The sequence below is a fragment of the Hallella mizrahii genome (assembly GCF_009695775.1).
Classification (GTDB): domain Bacteria; phylum Bacteroidota; class Bacteroidia; order Bacteroidales; family Bacteroidaceae; genus Prevotella; species Prevotella mizrahii.
Genome location: NZ_VUNG01000064.1, coordinates 1 through 13554 on the forward strand (window position 1 = coordinate 1; position 13554 = coordinate 13554).

Genomic DNA, 13554 nt, shown 5'->3' on the forward strand with positions numbered 1-13554 from the left:
TCTTAGTACAGTTGTACCTCCCCATTCGTCTTTTTTACTTTCACCATTGAGCTTCATATATTTGAATTTTACTGTGACTCTTTTGCCACCGCCTTCTTCTGTGAACTTGACAGCGTTTGACAGCAGGTTATTCCCGATTTGTATTATTCGCTCTTTGTCGGTCAATACAATGGCATCGTGTCCAGTCTTCACGGACAAGGACAGCCCTTTGTTCACGGCAACAGGCATGAACTCCGTTTCAAGTGTGTGCGTGATTGCAGAAATCCGGCAGGGTGACAGACGTGGCTGTTCCTTGCCGTTGTCCAGGCGGAAGAAGTCAAGCAAAGTGTTAAGCATATCCCGCATACGGTCGGAGGATTGCAGTATGTTTTGGATATATTGCCCATTATTACCGCTATTGCATTCTTTCCGCAAAAGTTCGGTATAGCCGGTTATTGCCGTCAGTGGTGTACGCAACTCATGGGTAATAGTATATACCGCTTTCTTTCGGGAGGTTATGAGTATCTCATTTTGTTGCACGGACTGTTCCAATTGCTCGATCAAATCCGTTGTCTTGCGTTTGTATCGTTTAATGTTCTTTGCATCACGGTGTATGATGATATAGGAAATGACCAACAGCAAAAGAACAAATCCCATCAAGCCGCCTATCTGCATAAATGATTTTTTACGCATGGCTGTTATCTCGCTTTCTCTATTTTGTAAATCAGATTGCACCTTCTTTTCGATTTGGCAAATCAATCCTTGCAGTTGTCTGTTAAGTTCTGCATTACGGGCAGCAAGACTATCGGCTTGTTCTGACAATCGACGGCTCTGCGCATTCTGTTCGTTGACCATGTTTCTATTGGATGAACGGAGCGTAGTCGTTGTTGTCGTTGGCTTCGTTCCCTCTTTTTTGCCGAAGATGCTCAAGAAACCTTTTCGTTTTGGCTTTTTGGACTGTTCCTGCACACTTTTCTGCACAATAACCGGAATTTGATTGGCTATCTTCTTGTTAATAGATTGTTGTTCATCCATTAACCGGACTATCTGGAACATCTGTCGTTCCTTATCCTCTAAAAGACTGCGCACACTATCGATGCGCTCTGCTGGATAGGTGGCCTTGAAACGGCAAAGCATACTGTCCATTGCCATACGCCGTGCATGGTAATGCTCGATATCTTTATCGTTCCATTCCAGTATTGTTTCACCCAATAGAGAAAATTTTATCATTTGAATATTGATATTGTTTATTTCTTTTCGGAGCTCGTCTATTTTTTTATTGCCAAGTTCTAATGCTTCTATCTCCTGCCATTCATAGAGGCTATTATATGCCATACATCCGATAAGAATGGAGATAAGTATATATCCCAACTGTATTGCCTTATAGAAATTTCCTGACCGCTCCATTATTTTGATGACATTGATTTTTGGAACATGAATAAAAGTTTATCTTTTTCGTTCATGCGGATATTATCAGAATAACCGCCTTTTGTTATTTGATACCCGCATGGCTTAACCATAAAAATGCCTAAGCCCTTAGTGTATGAACTTACTTCTGATGCATAGTCTTTACTTGTATTTAATGGAACTTTCCCTTTAATATGACACCACTCATTATTGCAACTGATGTCTTCAATCTCAGACATCATTTTTTGCAAATCTGTAATAGCTTTGGAACTCGCTACTTGGGGTATCTGCAACTCAAAATAGAGCATCGGTTCGAGAATGTCCACACCTGACTGTTGCAAAGCCAGCCTGAAGACATAAGGGGTCAGCTGTCTGAAATCAGCAGGTGTACTTACCGGGCTATAATACTCGGCTTGAGTAAAAGTTACTTTCAGATCTGTCACTTCCCATCCATGTAACCCGGATTGGCAAGACATACGAATCCCTTCAAAAACGGCATTTTGAAAAGAATGGTTCAGATAACCATAGGAGATGTCACTTTCGATTTGCAACCCTGTCCCTAACGGTAAGGGTTCAAGAGTCAGCCCTATTGTGGCCCAGTAAGGGTTGGGTGGTACTTCGATCTGAATAATCTTATTGACCTTTTTTACAGGTCGTTCTTTGTAGATAGTCTTGATCTCATCAAAATGGACCTTTACGGAAAATCGTTCTTCCAGCAATGTCTGTATGATTTCCTTTTGGGTCAAACCATATAACGAGATTTCCAATTCATCACTATATGAGTTTATGGAAAAGGACAAAGACGGGTCTTCAATCCACAATGTATTCAGAGCGGATATCACCTTGCTTCTCTCTTCGGGCTTATTTGGCCGGACGGAGGATTTGAGAGCGGGATGCTGATGAGATAATCCTTGAATCAAACAAGGTTTAGCACCTAAATAATCTCCGATTCGAAAATCTTCTATATCTTCTACAATCGCGATATCATTGGCACCCACTTCATCAACATTTATCTCTCTGCCCTGATAAATAGTCTTTAGATTTTTAATCTTGATGAATTTTTCCGAATCGTTGATTCTTACAACGTCTCGAAGTCTCAGACTTCCGTCAATTATTTTAAGAAAACTTCTTTTATGCCCTTTGGGGTCATGCTCTATCTTATAGAGATAAGCTGAAAGTCTGTTTGAGACCGATGCCGGAGGAAGTATAAAAGAAGTGATGGCGTCCAACAACTCATTGATACCGATATTGAACATTGCTGATCCATGTAGCACCGGATAGACTTTGGCTTTTGCCACAAGAGCGATTATCGTATTCCAATAATCAGCCGGTGAAATTTCGCTATCCGCCAAATATCGTTCTAATATATCGTCGTCATGGTTGCATACAAATTCTTTGTATTCTTCCTTTATATATGTTTGGGAGCAAACCGGATAAACCGATCCATCGACAACAGTTTGCATAAACAGGACATCTTGCGACAGATTTGTTTTTATATCCATATACAAACGCTCCAAATTCACACCGGCACGGTCAATCTTATTGATAAATATAATTGTCGGGATTTGCAGCTTTTGTAAAGTACTGAACAGCAACTTTGTCTGCGCTTGTATGCCTTCCTTTGCGGATAAGATGAGGACTGCTCCATCAAGCATTTTGAATGTCCGCTCCACTTCCGCAATAAAATCCATGTGTCCCGGAGTGTCAATGATATTGCATTTCACTCCATTCCAGATAATAGATGTCGTAGAAGCCCGGACAGTAATTCCTCTACGTTTCTCTATATCCATAGAGTCCGTTATGGTGTCACCATTATCCACACGGCCGCACTTTTCCGTTGCTCCACTGGCAAACAGCAGATTCTCGGTTACGGAAGTTTTTCCTGCATCAATGTGAGCAAGAATTCCTAAATTTATAATATTCATTTGGATTAAGCAATAATATACTACAGTAGATGCATTGTCGAAACGCACCTTTTAATACCTCCTCGTAGCATATGAGAACTACAGGATTACTAACTCGTATTAATATGTATATTATTACTGCCGCATAACGATTACAAAATTACACAAAAAAAATATATCTAACAAAAGTGGGAGGATTTTTTAACTTTTTTTACCATAGACATTTTATTAGGGAAGCGTAGGTTCAACTGGCAAGTACAAATAAGTGGAAATGTTTGAACAACACTGTTTTAGGAAGTTGAAAAATCAAGTTTCTCTCTCGGTATAGCGTTTATTTTGGCCAATATCTTCTTTAGTTTGGCATTTGAGTATTTCCCATTCGTGTTCTATTTAGCTCCTTATTTTCTTCCATTCAAAATAGGCCGTTGATTCTCCAGTTACAAATGTTCCTGTATGGTCTTTGTTGAATGTATATGTTTCATTTGTTTTATCACTTTTATATTCGCCTTCAAATTTGTCGAGATTAGCCAATCTTATGGAATCTTCCTGTTTGATTTGACGATCGATATCGGCATCGAAGGCTTTCATAGCTGAGTCTATGGAGTCATAATAAGACGTGGAATCAACATTTTCTTTTGCAGAGTTGTTCTGTCCTAAGTTATTGCATGAACAAATCGCTATAAAAGCAAAGATGATAAGTGGTAATTTTTTCATTGTATCTTTATTTATCTATTCCCTTTGGATCTGTTGTGTGTCTTGCAGAGCATCTGGCAATTTGCCTTGTCCGTTGCTCCGCCTTTGCTCCAGGCTGTCACATGGTCTGCATCCATCTCACTGAGCTTATAGATCCGAGTCCGTTGGCGGTCGTCATCGCTCATGGCACAGTAAGGGCAGTTGGATTTTCAGTATAGTTCAGAGTGGCTTCCTAGACGAAGCAGCTTGATGACAGGCTTTGTCTTGTCGAACCATATTAGCAAAAAGTCACTTTTCACGTGGCATTCCATGCAATCTTTGTAATTACCAATAAGAGGATGGGGATTGTGTTCTTTAGAAACAACCCCATTCCTTTGTAGTTCTTTGAGAACCTTCTCCAGTTCTTCAAGCAGATCTGTAGCGTGTTTGTACTTCTTGAGGTCTTTCTTGAACTGACCTGTCAACTTCAGTGTCATCATAGAGAGGCTACAAAGTCTTTGAAGTGGTCAACATCCAGTTCCTCCAGATCCATATCCGACCGGGCTTCATCGATGGCTGCACGTGTCGTCGCATTAGGCTCCTGTCGTTTGTGCTTCACAAACTCTGTGAGGATCATGCGGATGTAGTTGCTCACACTGCGATGCTCTTCCTTAGCCTGGCTTTTTAAGATGTCCATTACATTATTCGGCAGGCGTACTGATGTTGAATTGCTTAATGTTGCCATAGTCTTTCATTTTTATCGTATGCAAATGTAGTCATTTGGAATCGCACTGCCAAATGTTTTACGTCAAAAGTGGAAAAAAAGTATTGATAATATTCGCAACCCTAAGAGTGCCAAACGTAGTGAGGCACCTGCTCTTAAAAATATCCCTTGACTTTGTTGGCTGGTACGATTTTTATGCCTATCTTTGCAGGGTGAAAAGTGGAAAAAAAAACATATTGATAATATACGCCACCCTAAGAGTGCCGAACGTAGTGAGGCACCTGCTCTTTAATGGAATAGCATTGGTGAGGGGTTGATCAGGTGGATGCGGTAGCCTCTTTCTTGGTAGAATAGTTTCTTCTTGGTATGTTGGTTCAGCTCAGAAAGCCTTGCATATGTGAGGAAGATGTTATCGATAATGTTTGGTGTATGTTAAGTAACCTTGCAAATGTTAAAGGGTATTGCGGGGGGGGCGAAATGTTAACGTGTTTAGTTGATTTGTTAATATCTGCAAAATATGACACAAACGGAAGACTATATAAAGGAGTTCAATGAAAAGAATGAATTTCTTCTCGGGCCAAAGAGTGCTTTTGATTTTCAAGAAATCTATCTCGCTGATTTCTTGAAATACGTCTTTGCACGTGACACTCACGATACCGATCCTTTTGAGGAGACTCTTAGTTCTGAATATCTTGCTTGGAGGAAGAAAAAGGATGAATGGGTCGCTCGTATGCATGATTGGCGCAAGACACATGATAAATCTGAGCCATTTGAAGAGAAGATTAACTATGATGACCTTCCGTTTTTCAGATACAACCCAATCGCAATAGAGTTTACTGACAGACGGCGGAAAGACGGAAGTAGAATCCAAGTTCACACTATTATCACTAAAGACGATCAAAACTGTCTTGACAGGATTGAAGGGAAGAACTTTGTGATATCTTCTCCCATTACATATGTTGGTAGAAACCGTACTGGTAAGAATGCAAGATACCTTTATGCGTTTACCGTAGATCTCGATGGTGTAGGTATGAAACAGATACAGGATGTAATTTGGCAGATGCTGCCGCATAAACTTGAAGATGGTCATATCATACATCACTCGCCTGTTGCCAATATTATAGTTAATAGTGGTCATGGATTGCATCTGTATTATTTATTGAAGAAACCAGTGCCGTTGTTCCAAAGTAATATAGAACTCTTGAATAAGCTAAAGAAAGACTTGACAAATCTGGCTTGGAATGCATATACTTCCTCTATTAAAGAAAGACAGTATCAGGGGGTATTGCAGGGCTTCCGCTTGCCTGGTACCAAGACTAAGTTCGGCGAGACCATAAGAGCATTTTATAATGAAGATAGCGAGCTTTATACTTTGGCCCAACTTAATGAATTTACAAAGCATGAGATAACGAAAATCGGGGCCTTGACTGATAAAGAAGTTTTAGAACTCGAAAAGGGAAGATACAATCCTAACGGAGTTACACTGAAAGAGGCGGAAAGAAGATGGCCAGAGTGGTATGAGCGAGTTATCGTAAATGGAAACTCTACTCCAAGAAAATGGCATATAAAGAGAGACTTATATGATTGGTGGCTTAGACGGCTGCACAACGATAAAGAAAATATAGTACAGGGACACCGATACTTTTGTATGATGGCCTTGGCTACTTATGCCATCAAATGTGATATTTCAGAAGAAGAGTTGAAGAGTGATGCTTTTTCCCTCGTCGATAGGATGGATAGCCTCACAAGGGATGAGGATAATCATTTCTCCAAGGAAGACATACAAGATGCTTTGCAAGCCTACAAAATAGGTTATTGTACTTTCCCTAAAAACAGCATAGAATATCTTACAGGATTGAGTATGCCGGAAGGGAACAGAAGAAATGGAAGAAAGCAGACTGAACATTTGGAGGAAGCTAGACTTTTAAGGGATTTTAGGAGAACAAGAGCAAAGAAAGGTGCTTGGGATGAACATAATGGAAGAAAAAAAGAAACTTATGCCAATAGTAAAAAGGCTTGGATTGTGGCAGCTTGGAGATATGAGCATCCAACTTCCTCAAATAAGTCGGTATGTGCTAAGGACACAGGGTTAACACGTCCTACAGTTAGAAAATGGTGGAGGGGGGTTGAAGAGTTATATCAAATATCTGGTGGTGCACACGTTCATTGGCATTCTGGTGTTACTCCTGAGAAAGTTGGAGGATTATTTAAGCAATTCTTTTTGCCAGATTATGATATGACAATGGCAGAGGCTGATGGAATGGAAATGACTTTTAAAATAGGCATCGAAGATAATGGATGGTATGATCAGGAGGTTGAGGAGAGCTGGGAAGAAGATATACTTCGCAATGGCAGAATATGAACTTTCAAAAATCAAATAAAATATGGACAAAGAAATAGACGTGCTCATAGAGCAGCTGCGTGAGAAAGATTGTCAGATTGAACGGCTGCAGCACATCATCGAGAACCTTACCAAGAAAGAGGACGAAGAAGATGAAGTTGAGGAAAGGCCGGAACAACACGTTCCAACATTTTGGGAGAAGCATCCCCGGATTTCCTATGTCGCTTTCGGATTGGTCATGGCAGGAGCAATCGCAGTTGTGCTTTTTCCGTGGTGGTGGAGAGCTTTATGGAACAGTCTAGGTAGTTCGGCTGCCTTGACTTACACCTTTGCCTCTATTGGATCACTGGGCATAGCCTTCTTATGTTGGATGCAGGTGACACCAGCAGGAAAAAGATTTTTGAAGTGATTCATATTATCTGACCTGTCTTTTTTACACGTTTGCGTAATACAAACTTTAACTATTACACGCTCGTGTATTAACTTTATTTATTACGCGAACGTGTAATAAATGAACTTTCCTTCGTATCTTTGCAATGTAAACCAAAAGATAACGATTATGGCAAAGGCAGAATACAAGAATTTGACCAAGGACTATCGCAATATGAGTCTTATGTCGGCAGTTGGGATAGCATTGTCCTCATGGAGAGAGGGCTTTGGGACAAACGAATATGGCGAGTTCGATGATAACCACAAGCAACTTTCAATTAATGCAGTTGCAAAGTCAATTGGCGAGCGGTACGAGGGGGTATATCGTCTAGAACATGGTGGAGGAACTTCAACGGTTCTTGTGAAGTATCTCCTGTTCATCAAGCAGCACGACCCGAAGTTTGACCTCAATTCTCGCATCAAGGAAATCATGGGTCAGAAATACCCGAAGTATTAAAAAACATATTGGGAGCCATGACCAGAGCCCGGGATGTTCTCGGAATGAGTCCGAGGTGACATGCCGGGGCGATCGTGGCTCTTTTTTTTATGTTGAGTAGTTATTACACGAATGTGTATTTTTTTTGCTTCTGATAGTCTTGCAAAAAGAGGCGGTATCTGTTAACTTGCTTTACTCATAAAAAAGGTAATCTCATTTTCTTAATGGGCATTATCAAATTCCGCCTAATCTGTTTTTCCTTGTGCTTTCTTTCGATAGTGAGAAAGGCAAAAGAAAAACAGACCAGGAACCCGGAATTAGACTATAGCCCATGAGCATGCCACTCCTTCCGTTTGCCCAGACCATCCACGCAAATTATCCGTCCTTCCTCCATGTGCTGATGCCAAGAGCAGCACATGAAATCAGCCCGGCTAAGAGCGTGGATGGACAGTGCGTCCTCCCTCCGTGTCATGGTAATTTGCGAGATCTCCCCACTCACAAAGTTCGCTCATCTTCGTCTCACACAAAAAAATCTGTCGATTTATTTTGTAGTTTCGACTTGATACGCTACCTTTGCAAGTGTGGAGCTACGCAAATTAGGCAAGATGTCTCTTGTGGGCCCATTTGCTAAAACACCGTTTTACCAACTGACCCCACCGAGCATCTTGGCATGGGAGACCCCTACAACCCCCTTGTGGAGGGTTGCACCCTCCCCGGCTAAAGCCTCCCCACCCCCTCGGCAGCGTTGCTGCCGTAGGCTCATTAATTAACACATTAATCAATTCGCCTATGCTCGCCACTGTCTCGCAAACGAACTCACTACGTGGTTCTTTCTACTATGACCGCGCCTTAAACCAACAGGATAAAGGCGGTCATGTAGTAGCCTGTAACGGCATTCCCCAATATGCCCCGGCTGCACTGCAGCTTGCTTTTCTGCAAGCTTACTGCAACCAAAAGTATCAGGTGAAAGCGTATAACATTGTCCTTTCGCACAGCTCTGTGGACAAGGCTTTGCTTGATGCAAGGCCACAGATGAAATCTAAATATGTAAATGATTTTTTAACCGAGTGCAAGAAACTCGGAATGGATTTAGACAATGTACCATGGGTCATGATGGAGCATACCAATACAGATTGTGACCATTATCATATCATTGTTCTAACAAGCAAGTTCGATGGTACCAGATTAGATACAGCTTTCATTGGTAAGAAGGCTGCAAAGGCAGCTTATTTTGCAAGCAAAAAGAATAATCTACATTATGCCATTGGATTGCAGAAACGTGAGGAGTCAAGACAAAGACATCTCGCAGAGAAGTACGGTCTAGAAGTGACGCAAAGCGTTGGCCTGTCTGATGCGCAACTTGCCAAATTGAAGAAAGTCGAGAAAGAAAATGTGGCTGCCGACAAGCGAGCAAAGTTGACCAGACAAGAACGATCCATCGCAGAAGCTCATGAAAGAAGAGATAAAATAAAATCTCTTATAGAGCGTGCGGCTAAATCCACATTGCTTAAAGGCAGAGGTATGGATTATTTCACAACCGCTCTTGAATTGGATGGCATGAAATATGCTGAGGATGACAAAGGTAATTATACAGTCACTGTAAACAATGGAAAACGTGACGTTACCTATAAACTTGCGAGGTTAGGTGTAGCCATATCACTTGTCGACACTATCAAAGCCAAAGAAAAACTGCGGGAAGAACAAAGAAAACAGGAGGAAGCTGACAGAAAAGCAGAGGAAGCCAGAAAAGCAGAGGAAGCTGCCAGAAAGAAGGAAGAAGAACAAAAGAAACAAGAGGACGAGAACCCGAAACGAGGTATGAGGTTTCGACGATAATAATCGAATATTTGATTACTATATTAATTGATTAATCGAATTATATAAATGCCTGATAATAAGAATATTATAAAGAAGAAATGGTTCATGACTCCAAATAAGAAGAGGCGTGATCCAAACAATAAAAGAGATATACGCATCAAGATAAGCCTTTCGGAGAAGGACAAAAACTTGTTGCAAGGTAAGGCAGATAAAGCTGGTTTGCCATTGGCTGAATATATATATTGGGTTGTTATGGGAAAAGAGTTGGTCGTTCACGACCTTCAATTCTCAGAAACTCTTAGGAGAATTTCAAGTATTTCCAACAACTTAAATCAGATAGCCAACAGAATGAATCTCTTTAGTACAAAGACCGGTGACAAAGAAAATCTTTATGAAATAATCAACATGTTGTATGATCTCATGACAGAGGAGTTTCAACATTTAAAAACAGATAAGGAGAAATAGATATGGAAGATTTTGACAACCCAATCGAGCTTATCAAAAGCTCATTGTCTAGTATAGAGGACAAGATTGATAATCTATCGAGGAGAAAGGAATCTCCTGATGGTAATTCACAGTTAGCTAGCGTCGCATCCTCATTACAAACTATTGCGAACAGCATTGAAACAGATGATGCCCGACAGCAACGTCAGGCAGAGATGGAACGGCATATTACGGACGGGGTTAATACACGAATCGGTAATGTTACGGATGCCATAAATTCCTTTAATAGAGGCTTGGGTGAGAAGATAGACAAGCTCTCTAACATGCAGGTTATTGGCTATCTGGCCGATGAAGATAAAACGGTGATGCGAGATCTTAATCGCACCTTGTCTGTTACCGATGCCGAAGGAAAGGTCGTTCAGGCTCAGAGGATAATCCAACAAACAGCCAACGAGGCTGTGGATCGTATCAAAGAACAGACGAAACGGTCGACTGATGATATTTCCAACACCAAGAAAGATATATACGGGGCTGTTAATGAAGGAATAGCCAATATTAACAAGACAAGCTATGAAGCAAAGGACAGGGTTATCGAGGCATCACGATGGCTTGTCTTTCTGTTCAAGAAGAAATGGCTATGGATAACTATAGCCATTGTCTTATGGATAGGTTCCATCGTTGGTGCTTTTGTGATGATGAATAACGCCTATGGCAAGCAGAAGGCAGCAGAACAGGCTCTGAAAAGCGCCAATGACGTTATTGAAAACATGCCGGATTATCGGTATTGGCTAATCTATAAGTCCGAGAATCCTAGGACGGCAGCTACCTTCCAGAAAGAAGCCGATTCTCGTTATGGAGACAGAGTCTTTAAGGAATCTATCAATCCAAAAAACTTTTGGGAATAATCAATTATTCGATTATTCGATAATCGATTATTAAATTAATCTAATGTTTGATTTTGGTATTGATTGAATGATAGGTATTTATTATCTTTGCAGCAGAAATTTAAAAACTTATGGAAAACAAAATTATAGCATTTGCGAACATGAAAGGCGGAGTGGGAAAATCCTCACTCTGCATCGCACTTGCGAATTATCTAACCATGGCCAAGATACCTGTTGTTGTCGTTGACGCTGATCTACAACAGACAATAGCCACCCTACGTGAGGATGAAAAACAGGAATACCAAGATACACCAGAGCCGTGGAGGATACTCTCTCTAGATACGTCATATTCCAATGACAAGGAGAAGAAGAATATCATCGAGGGGATTAAGGAAACGCTTGCGAAACTGAAAAGTGTTCCGGCGACCATTCTCATTGACTGCCCAGGCAACGCTTCGGACGATGCCATTAAGTACATCTACAACGCAGCAGATGTCGTTGTCGTTCCGATGGACTTTACACGTATCACAGTCAATACAACCAAGACGTTTGCTGAAATGCTACAAACAATGAAGGCAGCAAAGCTCATGAGAGCAAATGTATATTTCCAACCGAACAAATATGATGAAAGACGCAAGCAGCTGCAGCGAGATGAAGTGAAGAATATGCTTAAGACTTTTGGATATATAGGGACAAGAGTAAACAACCGCTCTGACATAGAGCGCATATCGACATATACTTTTCCCTCTAAACTCCGTGGCTTCTTCCGCTTCCCATTTGAGGCAATGACGGAATTCATTTATGGCAAAAAAATAATCCTATAATATAACTATGTCAACAAAGAAAACTATACAGCCTGTCACAGATCCGTTGGCTCAATTTAGCATGGGCGACACGGTAAAGCGCCACCTTGCATCGGACAAAAAGCCTGATGCCACTGTGGATAATACGCAAACGAGTAAGAATAGAAAGAAGAAAAAAGACGAATGGGAACGTTTTTTGGAACTTGCTCAGGAGCAGAAAGAAAAGCGTGGTGGAGGAGTTGACAAAGGCGTCCAGATATATTTGGACTCCCATATCATGAGAACTCTGGAGAAGTTGAGACTTTCCGGGCTAAACGGAACAAAATATCCTGTAAGATATTTGCTCAATGCAGCGGTAAAGACGTTCCTCGAGGCTAATGCACAGGAAGTTGAAGAGCAGCTTTCAAAGGAATAAGCATAATCAATTAATGTATTAATAGATTGATAGATTATTCGATTAATCATCTATCAATCTATTTTTTTTTACTTTCCCTATTTAGAAGTAGTTTATAGAAAGTTCTGCTTCTATTTAAGAAATAGTTCCTGATGGAAAGCTGTCTAGTAAAGTGTTAAAATTTTAACATGATAGACCTAAGGTAATTTCCCTTATTGTTTCAAGTGTGTAAGTGGTTGATATACAGCTGATTTTGCGTAAAATTGAGAAAAATAGACTTGGACATTGTCCCTATGTCGTTTTTGCAAATTCCTACCTTTACGCAAAAAAATGGGAAAAAAGAAAATCAATGGTAACAAGAAGCTGCAGAATTGGGTTCTAAATTATACAGATGTCCTTAGAAAAGCTCTCTTTAGAATGAAACATTCTCGGAGAGTACATAAGGCGTTTGCTATATTAAAACTTATGTTTAAAATAGCAGAAAAAATACAGTTCATATATGAGCTGCTACAAATGCTGCTTTAGCAAAGCCCTCTATCACCCTGTATGCACAGGGTGATAGAGAATGCTTATTTATTTTCTGCATGGAATCTTAATGTCGAAAGGAACGGTTGATCCATATAATGGAGCGACAATTCTTACATAACCGGAACCTCCACTTTCCAAAAACTTGATAACTTTCTTTGCTACCTTCTTTCCTGGAACAGAGGCATAGGTTCCTTTTCCCTTCGGCACTATCATTTCTGTTTCTGCTGATTCTTTCAATTTGCCGTTTTCATCATAGAAACCCACTTTTACATGCTTCAACACATTAGTGAGTTCTACAGTAAAGGGAACACTGATGGCTCTAAAGTCGAATGGGGCGGCAATGCTGTTATTTATAATTCTGAAATCTTTATCGCTGTTTGACCAATAGATAAAATTGTCGCCGCTTTCACTTTCGTAATTAAATGCGTCGTAAGCTTCTTGTTTTCGCAGCTCGTCACCATCAAAGTGTTGTGTAGTCCACTTTTGGGCATCAACCTTAGTGAACGAAGCTAATGCCAATACACAAAGAAAAAGTATTTTGAATTTCATAAAGAACGCTTAACCGTGATGCGCTAGGGCTTTGTTATATCTATTATTTTTTGAATTGAATATTCTCATCATAAATTTTAGACTTCTCCCATACACTATGATTTTTTGCATCGTATCTTAGTACAGTTGTACCTCCCCATTCGTCTTTTTTACTTTCACCATTGAGCTTCATATATTTGAATTTTACTGTGACTCTTTTGCCACCGCCTTCTTCTGTGAACTTGACAGCGTTTGACAGCAGG

General features: G+C 40.5%; 16 protein-coding genes and 1 pseudogene. 9 read left to right on the forward strand and 8 right to left on the reverse strand.

Features of this window, described 5'->3' with window-relative positions:
- The 6 genes and pseudogenes from FYJ73_RS14865 to FYJ73_RS14885 form a co-directional block, all read right to left on the reverse strand.
- A partial coding sequence (locus FYJ73_RS14865) for a sensor histidine kinase (RefSeq protein ID WP_235899405.1) occupies positions 1 to 1386 on the reverse strand: 1386 nt, incomplete at its 3' end.
- A complete protein-coding gene (gene tet(Q), locus FYJ73_RS14870; RefSeq protein ID WP_154535528.1) occupies positions 1386 to 3311 on the reverse strand; it encodes a tetracycline resistance ribosomal protection protein Tet(Q) in 1926 nt (641 codons plus the stop codon). The genes tet(Q) and FYJ73_RS14865, both read right to left, overlap by 1 nt.
- A 369-nt stretch (positions 3312 to 3680) precedes the next feature.
- A complete protein-coding gene (locus tag FYJ73_RS14875) occupies positions 3681 to 4004 on the reverse strand; it encodes a hypothetical protein (RefSeq protein ID WP_154535529.1) in 324 nt (107 codons plus the stop codon).
- Between the two features lie 11 nt (positions 4005 to 4015).
- Positions 4016 to 4171, reverse strand: a pseudogene (locus tag FYJ73_RS15785) (HNH endonuclease); the annotation flags it as partial.
- 21 nt (positions 4172 to 4192) lie between these two features.
- Positions 4193 to 4459: a type II toxin-antitoxin system YafQ family toxin gene (locus tag FYJ73_RS15790; protein WP_206081805.1), complete on the reverse strand. Its 267-nt coding sequence runs from the start codon at positions 4457 to 4459 to the stop codon at positions 4193 to 4195.
- Entirely contained in the window at positions 4459 to 4707 is a 249-nt protein-coding gene (locus tag FYJ73_RS14885) for an Arc family DNA-binding protein (protein ID WP_154535530.1), read from the reverse strand. The genes FYJ73_RS15790 and FYJ73_RS14885 overlap by 1 nt, the downstream gene beginning before the upstream one ends.
- Before the next feature lie 53 nt (positions 4708 to 4760).
- On the opposite strand from FYJ73_RS14885, the gene FYJ73_RS14890 reads away from it, so the two are divergent.
- The 9 genes from FYJ73_RS14890 (at position 4761) to FYJ73_RS15795 (ending at position 12256) form a co-directional block, all read left to right on the forward strand.
- On the forward strand, positions 4761 to 5003 hold the full coding sequence (locus FYJ73_RS14890) for a hypothetical protein (protein ID WP_154535531.1): 243 nt from the start codon (positions 4761 to 4763) through the stop codon (positions 5001 to 5003).
- A gap of 200 nt (positions 5004 to 5203) precedes the next feature.
- Entirely contained in the window at positions 5204 to 7048 is a 1845-nt protein-coding gene (locus tag FYJ73_RS14895) for a hypothetical protein (protein ID WP_154535532.1), read from the forward strand.
- 22 nt (positions 7049 to 7070) lie between these two features.
- Positions 7071 to 7436, forward strand: coding sequence for a hypothetical protein (locus FYJ73_RS14900; RefSeq protein ID WP_154535533.1), 366 nt, complete (start codon positions 7071 to 7073; stop codon positions 7434 to 7436).
- A 150-nt stretch (positions 7437 to 7586) separates the two neighbouring features.
- Positions 7587 to 7913, forward strand: a complete 327-nt coding sequence (locus FYJ73_RS14905) for a hypothetical protein (RefSeq protein WP_154535534.1) — start codon at positions 7587 to 7589, stop codon at positions 7911 to 7913.
- 768 nt (positions 7914 to 8681) lie between these two features.
- Positions 8682 to 9728, forward strand: coding sequence for a relaxase/mobilization nuclease domain-containing protein (locus FYJ73_RS14910; RefSeq protein WP_154535535.1), 1047 nt, complete (start codon positions 8682 to 8684; stop codon positions 9726 to 9728).
- 48 nt (positions 9729 to 9776) lie between these two features.
- A complete protein-coding gene (locus FYJ73_RS14915; RefSeq protein ID WP_154535536.1) occupies positions 9777 to 10175 on the forward strand; it encodes a plasmid mobilization protein in 399 nt (132 codons plus the stop codon).
- A 2-nt stretch (positions 10176 to 10177) separates the two neighbouring features.
- Positions 10178 to 11059, forward strand: coding sequence for a hypothetical protein (locus FYJ73_RS14920; RefSeq protein WP_154535537.1), 882 nt, complete (start codon positions 10178 to 10180; stop codon positions 11057 to 11059).
- A 110-nt stretch (positions 11060 to 11169) separates the two neighbouring features.
- The gene (locus FYJ73_RS14925) at positions 11170 to 11862 is read left to right on the forward strand and encodes a ParA family protein (protein ID WP_154535538.1); all 693 of its coding nucleotides are present in this window, start codon (positions 11170 to 11172) and stop codon (positions 11860 to 11862) included.
- Positions 11863 to 11869: 7 nt separating this feature from the next.
- The gene (locus FYJ73_RS15795) at positions 11870 to 12256 is read left to right on the forward strand and encodes a hypothetical protein (protein ID WP_206081803.1); all 387 of its coding nucleotides are present in this window, start codon (positions 11870 to 11872) and stop codon (positions 12254 to 12256) included.
- 552 nt (positions 12257 to 12808) lie between these two features.
- Here the strand turns inward: FYJ73_RS15795 and FYJ73_RS14935 are convergent.
- Positions 12809 to 13312, reverse strand: a complete 504-nt coding sequence (locus tag FYJ73_RS14935) for a hypothetical protein (protein ID WP_154535539.1) — start codon at positions 13310 to 13312, stop codon at positions 12809 to 12811.
- Between the two features lie 43 nt (positions 13313 to 13355).
- A partial coding sequence (locus FYJ73_RS15800; RefSeq protein WP_206081804.1) for a hypothetical protein occupies positions 13356 to 13554 on the reverse strand: 199 nt, incomplete at its 5' end.

Excerpts from the sequence above, each read along its gene's own strand:
- FYJ73_RS14890 (WP_154535531.1), top strand. The coding sequence starts at position 4,761 with ATGTTTTACGTCAAAAGTGGAAAAAAAGTATTGATAATATTCGCAACC.
- FYJ73_RS14910 (WP_154535535.1), top strand. The coding sequence starts at position 8,682 with ATGCTCGCCACTGTCTCGCAAACGAACTCACTACGTGGTTCTTTCTAC.
- FYJ73_RS14920 (WP_154535537.1), top strand. The coding sequence starts at position 10,178 with ATGGAAGATTTTGACAACCCAATCGAGCTTATCAAAAGCTCATTGTCT.
- FYJ73_RS14875 (WP_154535529.1), bottom strand. The coding sequence starts at position 4,004 with ATGAAAAAATTACCACTTATCATCTTTGCTTTTATAGCGATTTGTTCA.
- FYJ73_RS14935 (WP_154535539.1), bottom strand. The coding sequence starts at position 13,312 with ATGAAATTCAAAATACTTTTTCTTTGTGTATTGGCATTAGCTTCGTTC.
- FYJ73_RS14905 (WP_154535534.1), top strand. The coding sequence starts at position 7,587 with ATGGCAAAGGCAGAATACAAGAATTTGACCAAGGACTATCGCAATATG.
- FYJ73_RS14900 (WP_154535533.1), top strand. The coding sequence starts at position 7,071 with ATGGACAAAGAAATAGACGTGCTCATAGAGCAGCTGCGTGAGAAAGAT.
- FYJ73_RS14925 (WP_154535538.1), top strand. The coding sequence starts at position 11,170 with ATGGAAAACAAAATTATAGCATTTGCGAACATGAAAGGCGGAGTGGGA.
- FYJ73_RS14895 (WP_154535532.1), top strand. The coding sequence starts at position 5,204 with ATGACACAAACGGAAGACTATATAAAGGAGTTCAATGAAAAGAATGAA.
- FYJ73_RS14885 (WP_154535530.1), bottom strand. The coding sequence starts at position 4,707 with ATGGCAACATTAAGCAATTCAACATCAGTACGCCTGCCGAATAATGTA.
- FYJ73_RS15795 (WP_206081803.1), top strand. The coding sequence starts at position 11,870 with ATGTCAACAAAGAAAACTATACAGCCTGTCACAGATCCGTTGGCTCAA.
- FYJ73_RS14915 (WP_154535536.1), top strand. The coding sequence starts at position 9,777 with ATGCCTGATAATAAGAATATTATAAAGAAGAAATGGTTCATGACTCCA.
- FYJ73_RS15790 (WP_206081805.1), bottom strand. The coding sequence starts at position 4,459 with ATGACACTGAAGTTGACAGGTCAGTTCAAGAAAGACCTCAAGAAGTAC.